The organism is Bradyrhizobium genosp. SA-4 str. CB756 (assembly GCF_000473125.1).
Lineage (GTDB): Bacteria > Pseudomonadota > Alphaproteobacteria > Rhizobiales > Xanthobacteraceae > Bradyrhizobium > Bradyrhizobium arachidis.
In genome coordinates this window covers 4814381-4827617 of sequence record NZ_KI421499.1, presented here as the reverse complement: position 1 = coordinate 4827617, position 13237 = coordinate 4814381, and the positions used below count along the sequence as shown (strand labels likewise).

Below are 13237 nucleotides of genomic sequence, written 5' to 3'. Positions count from 1 at the left end.
CTTAACTAATTTGAAGGGCTATTGTCCGCGATGGATTTGAAGGCTGGATGACAAGTGCGTCCAAAAGTCGCTTTCCCACCTGTATTTAGGCGGCGCGCGGGGCCTTCTTCTGCAGGCCGGCGGCGATCTTCAGGTCTTCGACAAAGCGCTGATACTCCAGCACTTTGGCTTCCGGATCGGGCAGCCGCAGCAGATAGGACGGGTGCACCGTCACCAGCGCCTTGCGCCCGTCGGGCAGGTCTATGAGCCGGCCGCGGGTCTTTCCGATCGGCGTGATCTTGCCGAACACGCTCTGCGCGGCGGTGGCGCCCATCGCGACGATGAGGTCGGGCTGGATTGCCGAAACTTCCCGCTCGTACCATTGCCGGCAGGCCCGGATCTCAGGTGTGTTCGGCTTCTGATGCAGGCGGATCTTGCCGCGCGGCACGAATTTGAAGTGCTTGACCGCGTTGGTGACGTAGACCTTCTTGCGATCTACGCCGGCTTCTTCCAGCGCACGATCGAGCATCTGCCCGGCCGGTCCGACGAAAGGATGGCCGGCGAGGTCTTCCTTGTCGCCGGGCTGCTCGCCGACCAGCATGATGTTGGCGGACTTCGGACCTTCGCCGAACACGGTCTGCGTCGCGTCCTTGTAGAGAGGGCAGGCGCGGCAATGCGCGGCCTCCTCGCGGAGGGCTTCGAGATCGTCGGCAGCAGGTTTGCGTTTCATCGGAGCCTCCGGCCGCTTCTGAGGCTTGTGCGGATCGGTTGCGGCATTGGCAATCATGGCGCCGGTCATGCGCTCGGCGTCCTCGATCAGGGGCTTAATGATCGAAGCCTCGGGCAGGTTCCTCCAGTATTTCTTCGGCATCTCCGTCTGCATCGCCTTCACCTTGAGCCGCGCCGGATTGAAGATGCTGGCGTAGTAGCGCCGCCAGGTTTCCTCCAGCCGGTCTTCGCCCGGCGCCTCGCTCTTGCTCACGCCCGGCGTGAACGAGAGCGTATGGCCGTCCCAATGCGCGCAGAGGTCCGGCGTCAGGATCGACCAGGGCATGTCGGCAAAGCGTTTTGCAAAGAACGGCGCGGCAAGCTCGACGATGTGATGCTCCGGCTCGAACCAGGCGACGTAATGCGCGGCTCGCTCGCGGCCGATCTCGCGGAAGCGCACGAAGGCGTGCATCTTGTGCTCGTCGCGATGGACCGCTCTTGCCATCGCCGTGATGAGCGCGACATCGGGATCGATCGCGACCTCGATGAGATCGTGGTTGTCCTTCAAGCGCCAGAGCAGGCGATAGAGGATCGCAAATCGCTCACCATCGCGGTGGAGGATTGCTGCTTTCGCGAGCTCGACGAATTTTGCCGGCACGTTGAAGGTGCCGTCGTTCACCTCGAGGATCGGAGACGGCGCGGATGGCGCGAACAAATCGGCTTCGCCGCCCTGCACGGCCCAGGTGACATCGGTCGGCTCCACATGATGAAGCACGAGCGAGCGCGCGGCGTTGCGCCAGCCGTCGAAATCGGTTTCGGTGTCGAGGATGATGTACTGCATCAGAAGCCAAATCCCAGTTGCGTTGCCTTCGGCTTGAACCGTTCGATGAGTCCGGCCGCTTCGAGGCGATGCGGTGAGGGGCGGTGATCGCTGAGGACGATGAACGGCAGCGCCTTGTTGCGGGGCACGTGCAGGCGCGCGAGATCGGAGAGGCGGATCGTGGTGGTGCGACGCGCCGCGATGATGCGTTCGACCGCCTTGGTGCCGAAGCCCGGCACGCGCAGCAACTCCTCGCGACTAGCGCGGTTGACGTCGAGCGGGAAGCGGTCGCGATGGCGCAGTGCCCAAGCGAGTTTTGGATCGATGTCGAGCGGCAGCATCGCGCTATCGTCGACGATCTCCGCAACGTCGAAGCCGTAAAACCGCATCAGCCAGTCGGCCTGGTAGAGCCTGTGCTCGCGCAGCAGCGGCGGCTGTACCAGAGGCAGAGCGCGGCTGGCGTCCGGGATCGGGCTGAAGGCGGAGTAGTAGACGCGCCGCAACCGGTAGGCGCCGTAGAGATTGGCGCTGGTGTGGAGAATGGTGTGGTCGTTCGCGCTGTCGGCGCCGACGATCATCTGCGTGCTTTGTCCGGCGGGCGCGAAGCGCTGCGGTTTTGTTTTGGTCTTTGTGTTGCGGTCTTCCTCGGCCTCGTCGAGCTTCAGCCGCAGCCGGCCCATGGTGCGGCGGATCGCGCGGACATCCTTCTCCGGCGCGAATTGCTGCAGGCTCGTCTCCTGCGGCATCTCGATGTTGATGGAGAGACGGTCGGCATATTTGCCGGCCTCCGCGATCAGCGCGTCGTCGGCCTCGGGAATCGTCTTGAGATGGATGTAGCCGCGGAAGTGATGCTCCTCGCGCAGTTTTCGCGCGACGCTCACTACTTGCTCCATCGTGTAATCAGGGCTGCGGATGATGCCGGAGGAGAGGAACAGGCCCTCGATGTAATTGCGCCGGTAGAAGTCGAGCGTCAGCTTGACCACCTCGTCGATGGTGAAGCGGGCGCGCGGCACGTTCGAGGAGGCGCGGTTGACGCAATAGAGGCAATCGTAATTGCAGGCGTTGGTCAGCAGCACCTTGAGCAGCGAGATGCAACGTCCATCCGGCGCGTAGGAATGGCAGATGCCCATGCCTGGGGCGGTCGAGCCCATGCCCTTGCCGTCGCTGGAATCCCGCTTCTCGGTCCCGCTGGAGGCGCAGGAGGCGTCGTACTTGGCGGCATCCGCGAGAATTTCCAGTTTGCGTTGTACGTCCATGCTTGAATCTCTTTGATTCCACTCATGAATCTTTGGCGCGCCAATTCGATTGACTCTTCGGCTGCCGTTAGCTTTATATTAGAACATATCATGAACAAATGAGCCAGCCGCTGGTTCTCTTTTTGAGAGCCACCGGCAATCACCTCTGAAGGAGCGGCGAGCATGAGCAGCGCACGCATCAGCGCGCTTGCGACCTTGCGCGGCCAGATCGAGCGCATCGAGACGGCGGAGGTCGTGCATCAGTATGACCGCGTCGCGCTCGGCCATGGCGAGGCCGATGCCGTGCTGAAGGGCGGGCTCGCGCGCGCGGCGATCCACGAGGTGTTTTGCGCTGGGTCTCAGGGAACAGTTGCGACGGGTTTTGTCATGGGCCTCGCAGGACGCGTCTCGGCGCAGCGGCCGCTGCTGTGGGTGCGGCAGGATTTTTCGGAACTTGAGACCGGCGCGCTGTCGATGAGCGGGCTCGCCGAGCTCGGGCTCGATCCGCGCCGCGTGGTGATGGTGCGCGCCGCCGATGTCGAGAGCGCGCTGCGCACCTCGGCCGACGCGCTCGCCTGCGATGCGCTCGGCGCCGTCGTGCTCGAGCTCTGGGGCGATGCCAGGCAGTTCGATCTCGTCGCGAGCCGCAAGCTGACGCTGGCCGCGCAAGGCTCAGGCGTCACCGGTCTGATGCTGCGGATGGCGGCGCAGCCGCTGCCTTCGACTGCCGAGACGCGATGGATGCTGCGCGCGGCGCATTCGCCGCCGGGCCCAATATGGAGTGCCTGGGGCGCGCCGCGCTTCGATGCCGAACTCTTGCGCAATCGTCATGGCCCGTGTGGCCGGTGGATCATGGAATGGAATTGTGATGAGTGCCAGTTCAGTGAACCGTCGACGCATTCTCAGCCTGTGGCTGCCGCGCCTGCCCATCGACCGGATCCAGCGGTTTTTGCAGGTGAGCGGCGGCGCGCCGGGTGACCCGAGCATCGTCGTCATCAAGGAGAACAATGCGCTGGTGATCCATGCGCTCGACGAGGCTGCCGAGCGCCTCGGCCTGTACATCGGTCAGCCGCTCGCCAATGCGCGGGCGATGTGTCCGGACTTGAAGGTGTTCGACGCCGATGTCGTGGCCGATGCCAAGACGCTCAGCGACATCGCCGACTGGTGCGACCGCTTCACGCCGCTGGTGGCGCTCGATGCGCCGCATGGGCTGTTTCTGGACATCACCGGCTGCGCGCATCTGTTCGGCGGCGAGGCCGCGCTGTTGCAGACGCTGGTCCGTGCGCTTGCCCGGCAAGGTTTTGCCGTCAGTGCGGCGATCGCCGGCACCTCAGTCTGCGCGCGCACGCTGACGCGGCAAACGTCCGGCATCATCGTCGCCGACGGCGGGGAGGCGGTAGCGATCGACCGGTTTCCGGTGTCCGCGCTCGGCGCGGGCGAAGCCATCACCACCGGCCTGCGCCGTGCCGGCCTGAAGACCATCGGCGATGTCGCCTCGCGTTCGCCGAGCGAGATCACGGCGCGGTTCGGTGCCCGGTTCTCCACGCTGCTCGCGCATGCGCTGGGGCAGGGTGATGCGCCGATCAATCCGCGCAAGCCGCTGCCCGACTACATCGTCGAGAAGCGCTTTGCCGAGCCGATCGCAACCGACACCATGATCGCGATGACGCTGTCGCGGCTGGCCGATACGTTGATCGCCTCCATGGAGAAACAGGGCAAGGGCGCGCGGCGCCTCGAAGCCGCGTTCTTCCGCACCGACGGCGTGGTGCGCGCGATCATGGTCGAGACCGGGCGGCCGGTGACGCGAAGCGCGGTCGTCGACCGCCTGTTCCGCGAGCGCCTCGATGCGCTCGCCGATCCCCTCGATCCCGGTTTCGGCTTCGACATGGTGCGCCTGTCGGCAAGCCGCACCGAGATCGTGGTACAGGAGCAGCGTGATCTCGACGCCCATGTTCACGACAATGACGAGCTTGCCGCGCTGATCGACCGCATCGCCGCGCGGATCGGGGGGAAGCGTGTCGTCGTGCACCTGCCGCAGGACACGCATATTCCCGAATGCGCGGTGCTGGCCGCGCCCGCGCAGCATCATCTCGCGGCCGCCATGCAGGCCGAATGGCCGGCGCGCGCCGAGAGCGAGCCGCCGCTACGCCCCTTGCGTCTGTTCGAGAAGCCCGAGCCGATTAAGGTGCCGTTCGCGACCGTGCCCGACGGCCCGCCGCATCAATTCACCTGGCGCCGCGCGCTGCATGCGGTGGTGCGGGTGGAAGGGCCCGAGCGCATCGCCATGGAATGGTGGCGGCAGGACGGCAAGCAGCTGACGCGGGATTATTTCCGCATCGAGGACGCCGAGGGCCTGCGCTTCTGGATTTTTCGCGACGGGCTTTACGAGGGAGAAGTGTTCGACGGCGACGGCGAGCCCGTTTCTCCCAACTGGTATGTGCACGGTCTCTTTGCATGACGACATCAGCCTATGCCGAGATCGGCATCACCACCAATTTCTCCTTCCTGCGCGGTGGCTCGGATCCGCGCGCCTATGTGCATCAGGCCAGCATCCTCGGCATCCCCGTGATCGGCATTGCCGATCACAACACGCTCGCCGGCGTGGTGCGTGCCTACAAGGAGCTCGACAATGACAAGGTGCTGCACAAGCCGAAACTCTTGATTGGCGCGCGCATCGTCTTCATCGACGGCACGCCTGATATTCTCGTGTACCCGCGCGACCGCGCTGCCTATGGCCGGCTGTGCCAGCTCCTCACCCGGGGCAAGCGCGGCGACGACGACATCACGCGGATCGAGAAGGGCGAATGCCATCTCAGGTTTGCTGACCTGCTGGAATTTTCCGAAGGGCAGCTCCTGGTCCTGACGCTGCCGCATCGCTTCGAGCAAACGCAGGCGCTGGATATTCTTGCAAAGCTGAAGGACAGGGGTGCCGAGGGCGTGTGGCTGGCGGCGAGCCTGGTCTATCGCGGCGACGATCGCCGCCGCCTGGCGCGGCTCGATGATCTCGCCGCAAAAGCAAAGGTGCCGCTGCTCGCGACCAACGAGGTGCTCTATCACCATCCCGCCCGCCGTCCGCTTCAGGACGTGCTGACCTGCATCCGGGAAAAGACCACGATCGAGGCGATCGGGCGCAAGCTGGAAGCCAATGCCGAGCGGTTCTTGAAGACGCCAAAGGAAATGTCGCGGCTGTTCCGCGATTTCCCCGAGGCGATCGCGGAGACCATGCGCTTTGCGGACAGAATCGACTTCACGCTCGACCAGCTCAAATACCAGTATCCGGACGAGCCGGTGCCGCCCGGCAAGACCGCGCAGGGGCATCTGGAGGATCTGACCTGGGCAGGTGTCGACAAATATTTCGGCGGCAAGATCGACGACAAGCTGCGTGCGACGCTCAACAAGGAGCTCGCGCTGATCGCCGAGCTGAAATACGCACACTACTTTCTCACCGTGCACGACATCGTGCACTACGCGCGCAGCCAGGACATCCTCTGCCAGGGCCGCGGGTCGGCGGCGAATTCGGCCGTCTGCTACGTGCTCGGCATCACCTCGGTCGACCCGACCAAGGTCGATCTCTTGTTCGAGCGCTTCATCTCCAAGGAGCGGCTGGAGCCGCCCGACATCGACGTCGACTTCGAGCATTCGCGGCGCGAGGAGGTGATGCAATATGTCTATCGCCGCTACGGCCGCCACCGCGCCGCGATCATCGCCACCGTCATCCACTATCGCCCGCGCAGCGCCATCCGCGACGTCGGCAAGGCGCTGGGCCTGACCGAGGACGTCACCGCCGCACTGGCCGACACCGTCTGGGGCAGCTGGGGCAAGGGCCTCAACGACATGCAGGTCAGACAGGCCGGGCTCGATCCGCAAAATCCCATGATCAACCTCGCGGTCGAGCTTGCGACCGAGCTGATCGAATTCCCGCGCCATCTCTCCCAGCATGTCGGCGGCTATGTGCTGACGCAGGACCGGCTCGATACCTATGTGCCGATCGGCAATGCCGCGATGGATGACCGCACCTTCATCGAATGGGACAAGGACGACGTCGACGCGCTCAGCATGATGAAGGTCGACGTGCTCGCGCTGGGCATGCTGACCTGCATCAGGAAGTGTTTTGATCTGATCGCGGACCACAAGGGGCGGCGTTACGTGCTGGCGAGCGTCCCGCAGGACGATCCCAAGGTCTACGACATGCTGTGTGCCGGCGAGTCGCTCGGCGTCTTCCAGGTCGAGAGCCGCGCCCAGATGAACATGCTGCCGCGCCTGAAGCCGCGGACATTTTATGATCTCGTCATCGAAGTCGCGATCGTGCGTCCGGGGCCAATCCAGGGCGACATGGTCCACCCGTATTTGCGGCGGCGGAATGGTCTGGAAAAGGTGAGCTATCCGTCTCCGTTGCCGGATCACGGCGACAAGGATGAGCTTTACAATGTGCTGCACAAAACGTTGGGGGTGCCGCTGTTCCAGGAACAGGCGATGCGGATCGCGATCGAGGCGGCAAAGTTTACCTCCGAGGAGGCCAACGGCCTGCGCCGCTCGATGGCGACCTTCCGCAATGTCGGCACCATCGGCCAGTACGAGGAGAAGTTGATCGGCAACATGGTGGCGCGCGGCTACGATCCCAACTTTGCCAAAAGCTGCTTTGACCAGATCAAGGGCTTTGGCTCCTACGGCTTTCCGGAGAGCCATGCCGCGAGTTTCGCGCAGCTCGTCTATATCTCGTCATGGCTGAAACACTACCACCCCGACGCCTTCTGCTGTGGCCTGTTGAACTCGCAGCCGATGGGCTTTTACGCCCCGGCGCAGATCGTCGGCGATGCCCGCAAGAACGGCGTCGAGGTGCTGGACATCGATGTGTCCTACAGCTTTGCGCAGAACACGCTGGAAGAGGGGAGCGGCAAATACTGCGCCGTGCGCCTGGGTTTTCGCCAGATCGACGGTTTTCATTGGCTGGACGAGGATGAGGAGGAGCTCAAGAGGCAGCAGGCAAAGCGGCAAGGCAAAGTCCATGTCACTCAGAAAGACTGGGCCGACCGCATCATCGACGCCCGCAACAACAGTCGATTCACCTCGCTCGAAGACTTCGCCCGCGACACCGGCCTGCCCAAGCGCGCGCTGATCCTGCTTGCGGATGCCGATGCGTTCCGCTCGCTCGGGCTCGATCGCCGCGAGGCGCTGTGGCAGGTGCGGCGGCTGCCCGACGACGTGCCGCTGCCGCTGTTCGAGGCCGCGACCGCGCGCGAGCAGCCGGACGAGCACGCAAAGTCGCTGCCGCTGATGCCGCGCAGCGAGCAGGTGGTTGCGGATTACCAGACCATCCGCCTATCGCTGAAAGGCCACCCGATGGAATTCCTGCGTGAGATGTTTTCGCGCGAGCGTGTCGTCGCCTGCAAGGAGATCAGCCATGAGAACGAGCGGCGCCGCGTCCGCTGCGCCGGCGTGGTGCTGGTGCGGCAGCGGCCGGGCAGCGCCAGCGGCGTCGTGTTCATGACGCTGGAGGACGAAACCGGCATCGCCAATGTCGTGGTGTGGCCCAAGGTCATGGAGCAGTACCGGAAAGAAGTGATGGGCGCGCGCCTCATCGAGGTCCAGGGCTACATCCAGAGCAGCCCCGAAAAGGTCACGCATCTGATCGCCCAGCGCATGGTGGACCGCTCGCACGATCTGGTCGGATTGGCCAACGATGCGCTGAGCCGCAAGCATCCGGTGCCGGCAGGCGCCACCGTGGTCGAGCCCCTCAACGAGGACCCCCGTGCGCTTGCAGACATGCCCGCGCAAAAACACCGCCACCCCCGCAACGTCCGTATCCTGCCGCCGTCCCGGGATTTTCATTGAGATATGGCACGACGGCCAATCTATCACCGTCACCCTGAGGTGGCCGCTTCTTAAGCGGCCCTCGAAGGGCGACGGCCCCGCAGCACCCTGGCCGTGCATCCTTCGAGTCTCCCCATGGGACGCGGTGCGTCCCATGCCTCGCACCTCAGGATGACGGAACTGGCAGTCGTTGCGAGCCTAGCTGTCGTAGGGTGGGCAAAGGCGCGTAAGCGCCGTGCCCACCATTCCAGGACTCATCGCGAAAGTGGTGGGCACGCTTCGCTTCAAATTCTACGCTAGCAATGACGGGTTTGTTGATCGATCGCGCGCCTCAGTCTCAGTCTCAGTCTCAGTCGTCATGCCCGGGCTTGACCCGGGCATCCACGTCTTTCTGAGTGCGCAGTGACGCGTGGATGGTCGGGTCAAGCCCGGCCATGACGGCGGAGGGAGGTGCGCGCCGCTCTCTAGAAATTCACCCGGTTCGAGATCGCGCCGTCCACCACGAGGTTAGATCCCGTCGTGAACGCCGACACTGGGCTTGCCAGAAACACTGCCGCGCTCGCGATCTCCTGCGGCGTTGCCATACGGCCGGTCGGGTTGCGCTTCATCGCGTCGTTGTAGCGATCGGGCATGTTCTGCTCGATCGTGTTCCAGACGCCGCCCTTGAAATAGACCGTGCCGGGCGAGACGACGTTGATGCGGATTTTCTTCTTGGCGTATTGCCGCGCCAGTCCCTTGGCCATGTGGATCAGCGCTGCCTTGATCGGGCCGTAGGAGCTTGCCGCATCCGCCTGCGCCGCCGCAATCGAGGAGATGATGACGAAGGCCGCATCGCCGCTGCCGGCGCCGCCGGCTTCGAGGAACGGCCGCGCCGCGTCGAACGCATGTACGGCGCCGAGCACGTCGAGCCGGAAATTCTGCTCCCAGGACGCGGCGTCCTGGCCTTGCGCCATCGCGCCGGCATTGGAGAACAGCATGTCGACGCCGCCGAGCTCTTTCGCCGCGCCCTCGATCCAGGCTTTCAGCGCCGCGCCGTCGGTGACGTCGACCGTACCGCCGGTGGCGCGGATGCCGCTGGCCTTCAGCTCGGCGACGGTCGCCGCAACCTGATCGGCATTGCGCGCGCACACCGCGACGTTGGCGCCTTCACCGGCGAGCGTATCCGCAATCGCCCGCCCGATGCCGCGCGTGCCGCCGAGCACGATGGCGTTCTTTCCCTTGAGACCGAGATCCATTGTTGGTTTTCCTTCTTGCTGATTGTGCGCAGTGTAGTCACGTACGCGGCATGGTCGCAAATGCCATTCCGTCACCCTGAGGTGCCGGAGCGTAGCGGAGGCCTCGAAGGGCGACAGCCCGGCTGCCACCGCGGCCGTTCATCCTTCGAGGCTCGACTTGCGATGCGTTGCATCGCAAGCCTCGCACCTCAGGATGACGGGACCGGCAGCAAAGGATTCAAAAGCAATTCTATCCTCACTCCGGCGAGGCCCCCACCGGCGGGCCGCCGGGCGGGCGGTGCAGGAAGGTCAGCGATGCATACGCGCCGACCCAGGAGCCGATCGCGGCGAAAGCCACATAGAAGGCGTTTTCGGTGTAGCTGATCACGGCATAGGACGAGAGCAGGTACCAGATCGCGCTCCAGGTCGCCGCCGGCATGCGCTTGCGCGCGACCACGGCCGAGGTGAACATCACATAGACCGCGTCGGTGGCCGCCGTTGCGACGAACACGGCGCCTGCGGTGAGGGGATCGATGGCGGCCATTGCATTCCTTTCTGCGATCATGACATGGTCGCGAAAATTACAGCATGATGCGGAAAAGTGCGCAGCGGTTTTCCGAAAAGATCATGCTCAACCCGGAAAGGGAGAGAAGCGGTCATGCAAAGCTCCGCCGATATTCTTAGGGGTATCTGGACCTCCGCCGGCGGCGATGCGGCCGCGCTCGCACGCGTGCGGCTGACCGGGGAAGAGCCGCAGATCCCGTCCTCGTTTCGCGTCGCTGTCGCCGGACAGACGACGATCGCTGCCGCCGGCCTCGCTGCGGCCGAAATCTGGCGGCTGCGCAGCGGCGAGGCGCAGGACGTCTCCGTCGACATGCGCCACGCCGTCGCCGAATGCCGCTCCGAGCGCTATCTGCGCCTTGACGACAAGCCGCCGCCTCCGGCCTGGGACGCCATCGCCGGCGTCTACAGGACCGGCGACAATCGCTTTGTCCGCTGCCACACCAACTTTCCGCATCATCGTGACGCCGTCTGCAAGGTGCTCGGCTGCGAGGCGGAGCGCGAGAAAGTGCAAGCCGCATTGATGCACTGGAAGGGTGAGGATTTTGAAACCGCCGCTTACGCCGCGGGCGGTGTCGTTGCCTTGACGCGCTCCTACGACGAATGGTCCGCGCTGCCGCAGGCGCGTGCGCTTGCCGAACTGCCGCTGATCTCGATCGAGAAGATCGGCGATGCTCCGCCAAAGCCGTGGCCCAAAGGCGATCTTCCGCTCTCTGGCATTCGCGTGCTCGATCTCTCCCGCGTCATTGCAGGCCCCGTCGCCGGGCGCACGCTCGCCGCGCACGGCGCCGATGTGCTGCTGGTGTCGGGCCCGGAGCTGCCTGCCATTCCCTGGCTCACCATCGACACCGGCCGCGGCAAGCTCACCAGCTTCATCGAGCTGAAGAGCGAGGCGGGCAGGGCGCAGATGCGCGCGCTGCTGCAAGACGCCGACATCTTCTCGCAAGGCTATCGCCCACGCGCGCTCGCGAGTCTCGGCTTTTCGCCGGAGGATGCAGCGCGCATCAATCCCGGGATCGTTTACGTGACGTTGTCCGCCTACGGCCAAGCCGGTCCCTGGGCCGAGCGGCGCGGCTTCGACTCGCTGGTGCAGACCACGACCGGCTTCAACGATGCGGAAGGGAAGGCTGCCGGCATCGACGGCCCCAAGGAATTGCCGGCGCAGATGCTCGATCACGCCACCGGCTATCTGATGGCGTTCGGCGCAATGATGGCCAAGGCGCGCCAGGCGAGCCAAGGCGGTAGCTGGCACGTGCGTGTGTCGCTGGCCCAGACCGGGCGCTGGCTGTGGAATCTCGGCCGGCTCGATCGCGGCCAGGATACCCCGGATCTTACGGAGGAGGCCGTACATCCTGCGTTCATCGAAGCCGTGCCATCTGGCTTCGGCACGTTGAAGGCGGTGCGCCATTCGGCGCTGCTGTCGAGGACGCCGGCACAATGGAGCCGTCCGGCGATGCCGCTCGGCAGCCATCCGGCACAGTGGCCGGCGCGAAACTGACGGGAAGCTGACGCATCGCAAAATTTTAACGCAAACCGAAAGGTGCCTAGCGTTTTTTAGGTTGTTTGAAATCCCAATTCAGCACTATTAGCGCGACCGACAAGGCAGCCATCTGCCGAGATCGTCGCAGACACGACCGGGCCCCATGGTAGTTGAAAATACCAAGCGAATGCAGGTGCTTACAAAACAACGGGTGATCACATCCGTAGTTTTACTAGCTCTTGCCGGTGCCGGTACCTATGGCTTCCTGCGTGCGGGAGCCAAGGAGAAGAGCCACTCCGAGATTTCCAGCCAGTCGCGCAGGAATGCGCAGAACTTCACGCCGACGCCGTCCGAATGGGCCACGCTGACGATCGAGCCGGTCAAGGCCAGGACCTTCCGGGCCGAATACGTCACCGAAGGCAAGGTCGCGGTCGACGAGGACCGCTCGACGCCGGTGTTCTCGCCCTATGCGGGCCGGGTCACCAAGCTGCTGGCGAAGCCCGGCGAGACCCTGAAGCAGGGCCAACCGCTGTTCACGATCGAGGCCGCCGACACCGTGCAGGCCCAGAACGATTTTATCGCGGCGATGACCGCGCAGAACAAGGCGAAGTCGGCGATCGATCTTGCCGACATCCAGTTCAAGCGTGCCAAGGATCTCTATGAAGGCCACGCTATTCCGCTGAAGGATTATCAGCAGGCGGAAGCGAACCAGGTCCAGGCGCAGAACGACATGCGCTCATCGGTGACGGCGCTGGAGGCCGCGCGCAACAAGCTGCGCATCCTCGGCTTCACCGACGAGACCATTAAGGCGTTCCAGGACAAGGGTGTCATCGATCGCGAGATCACGATCTACTCGCCGATCTCCGGCACGGTCGTGCAGCGCAAGATCGGCCCCGGCCAGTATGTCAACGCCGGCGCCAGCGATCCGGTGTTCGTGGTCGGCGACCTCTCCACGGTTTGGCTCACCGCCTTCGTGCGCGAGAGCGATGCGGCCGCGGTGTGCATCGGTCAGGACATCACCGTCAACGTGATGGCGCTGCCGGGCCGTCCGCTCACGGCCAAGATCAATTACGTCGCCGCCGCGATCGATCCCAACACCCGCCGCCTCCTGGTCCGCGCCACCATCGACAACAAGGACGGCCTGCTCAAGCCGGAGATGTTCGCCAACGTCACGATCTATTCGGCCGGCGATCGCGCCGCGCCGGCGGTGCCCAAGCAGGCGCTGATCTATGAAGCCGACAAGGTCCGCCTCTGGGTCGCGCGCGATGACAAGTCGGTGGAGCTGCGCGAGATCAAGACCGGCCTCATCAACGGCAACCTCGTCGAAGTCACCAGCAATCTGAAACCCGGCGAGCAGATCGTCGTCAAGGGCAGCCTGTTCATCGACCGCGCGGCGTCCGGCAGCTGATCGACGATCTAACACACAAGA

9 protein-coding genes are annotated in these 13237 nt (G+C 64.4%); 5 read left to right on the top strand and 4 right to left on the bottom strand.

Annotation, left to right across the window (positions count from 1 at the left end; genetic code table 11):
* Window positions 1–85 precede the first annotated feature (85 nt).
* Both BRAGE_RS0123620 and BRAGE_RS0123615 read right to left on the bottom strand, forming a co-directional pair.
* A complete protein-coding gene (locus BRAGE_RS0123620) occupies window positions 86–1528 on the bottom strand; it encodes a UdgX family uracil-DNA binding protein (RefSeq protein ID WP_027558717.1) in 1443 nt (480 codons plus the stop codon).
* The gene (locus BRAGE_RS0123615) at window positions 1528–2763 is read right to left on the bottom strand and encodes a putative DNA modification/repair radical SAM protein (protein ID WP_027558718.1); all 1236 of its coding nucleotides are present in this window, start codon (window positions 2761–2763) and stop codon (window positions 1528–1530) included. The genes BRAGE_RS0123620 and BRAGE_RS0123615 overlap by 1 nt, the downstream gene beginning before the upstream one ends.
* Window positions 2764–2925: 162 nt before the next feature.
* Between BRAGE_RS0123615 and BRAGE_RS0123610 the strand changes: the two genes are divergently transcribed.
* From BRAGE_RS0123610 to BRAGE_RS0123600, 3 genes are read left to right on the top strand one after another with little or no spacing between them, the layout of a single operon-like run.
* Entirely contained in the window at window positions 2926–3720 is a 795-nt protein-coding gene (locus BRAGE_RS0123610) for an ImuA family protein (RefSeq protein WP_027558719.1), read from the top strand.
* Window positions 3611–5200, top strand: coding sequence for a Y-family DNA polymerase (locus tag BRAGE_RS0123605; RefSeq protein ID WP_035729998.1), 1590 nt, complete (start codon window positions 3611–3613; stop codon window positions 5198–5200). The genes BRAGE_RS0123610 and BRAGE_RS0123605 overlap by 110 nt, the downstream gene beginning before the upstream one ends.
* Complete coding sequence (locus BRAGE_RS0123600) at window positions 5197–8574, top strand: error-prone DNA polymerase (protein ID WP_027558721.1); 3378 nt, start codon at window positions 5197–5199, stop codon at window positions 8572–8574. Before BRAGE_RS0123605 ends, BRAGE_RS0123600 begins: the two co-directional genes overlap by 4 nt.
* 443 nt (window positions 8575–9017) lie before the next feature.
* Here the strand turns inward: BRAGE_RS0123600 and BRAGE_RS0123595 are convergent, their stop codons facing one another.
* Together BRAGE_RS0123595 and BRAGE_RS0123590 are read right to left on the bottom strand one after the other, a co-directional pair.
* A complete protein-coding gene (locus tag BRAGE_RS0123595) occupies window positions 9018–9788 on the bottom strand; it encodes an SDR family NAD(P)-dependent oxidoreductase (RefSeq protein ID WP_027558722.1) in 771 nt (256 codons plus the stop codon).
* Window positions 9789–10023: 235 nt separating this feature from the next.
* The gene (locus BRAGE_RS0123590; protein WP_027558723.1) at window positions 10024–10311 is read right to left on the bottom strand and encodes a hypothetical protein; all 288 of its coding nucleotides are present in this window, start codon (window positions 10309–10311) and stop codon (window positions 10024–10026) included.
* Between the two features lie 114 nt (window positions 10312–10425).
* Between BRAGE_RS0123590 and BRAGE_RS0123585 the strand changes: the two genes are divergently transcribed.
* Window positions 10426–11826, top strand: coding sequence for a CoA transferase (locus BRAGE_RS0123585; protein ID WP_027558724.1), 1401 nt, complete (start codon window positions 10426–10428; stop codon window positions 11824–11826).
* Between the two features lie 145 nt (window positions 11827–11971).
* The gene (locus BRAGE_RS0123580) at window positions 11972–13216 is read left to right on the top strand and encodes an efflux RND transporter periplasmic adaptor subunit (protein WP_027558725.1); all 1245 of its coding nucleotides are present in this window, start codon (window positions 11972–11974) and stop codon (window positions 13214–13216) included.
* Window positions 13217–13237: the final 21 nt, after the last annotated feature.

What these genes read in the sequence shown, in the direction of transcription:
- BRAGE_RS0123620 (WP_027558717.1), bottom strand. Translation starts at nt 1,528, where the DNA reads ATGCAGTACATCATCCTCGACACCGAAACCGATTTCGACGGCTGGCGC.
- BRAGE_RS0123615 (WP_027558718.1), bottom strand. Translation starts at nt 2,763, where the DNA reads ATGGACGTACAACGCAAACTGGAAATTCTCGCGGATGCCGCCAAGTAC.
- BRAGE_RS0123610 (WP_027558719.1), top strand. Translation starts at nt 2,926, where the DNA reads ATGAGCAGCGCACGCATCAGCGCGCTTGCGACCTTGCGCGGCCAGATC.
- BRAGE_RS0123605 (WP_035729998.1), top strand. Translation starts at nt 3,611, where the DNA reads ATGAGTGCCAGTTCAGTGAACCGTCGACGCATTCTCAGCCTGTGGCTG.
- BRAGE_RS0123600 (WP_027558721.1), top strand. Translation starts at nt 5,197, where the DNA reads ATGACGACATCAGCCTATGCCGAGATCGGCATCACCACCAATTTCTCC.
- BRAGE_RS0123595 (WP_027558722.1), bottom strand. Translation starts at nt 9,788, where the DNA reads ATGGATCTCGGTCTCAAGGGAAAGAACGCCATCGTGCTCGGCGGCACG.
- BRAGE_RS0123590 (WP_027558723.1), bottom strand. Translation starts at nt 10,311, where the DNA reads ATGGCCGCCATCGATCCCCTCACCGCAGGCGCCGTGTTCGTCGCAACG.
- BRAGE_RS0123585 (WP_027558724.1), top strand. Translation starts at nt 10,426, where the DNA reads ATGCAAAGCTCCGCCGATATTCTTAGGGGTATCTGGACCTCCGCCGGC.
- BRAGE_RS0123580 (WP_027558725.1), top strand. Translation starts at nt 11,972, where the DNA reads ATGGTAGTTGAAAATACCAAGCGAATGCAGGTGCTTACAAAACAACGG.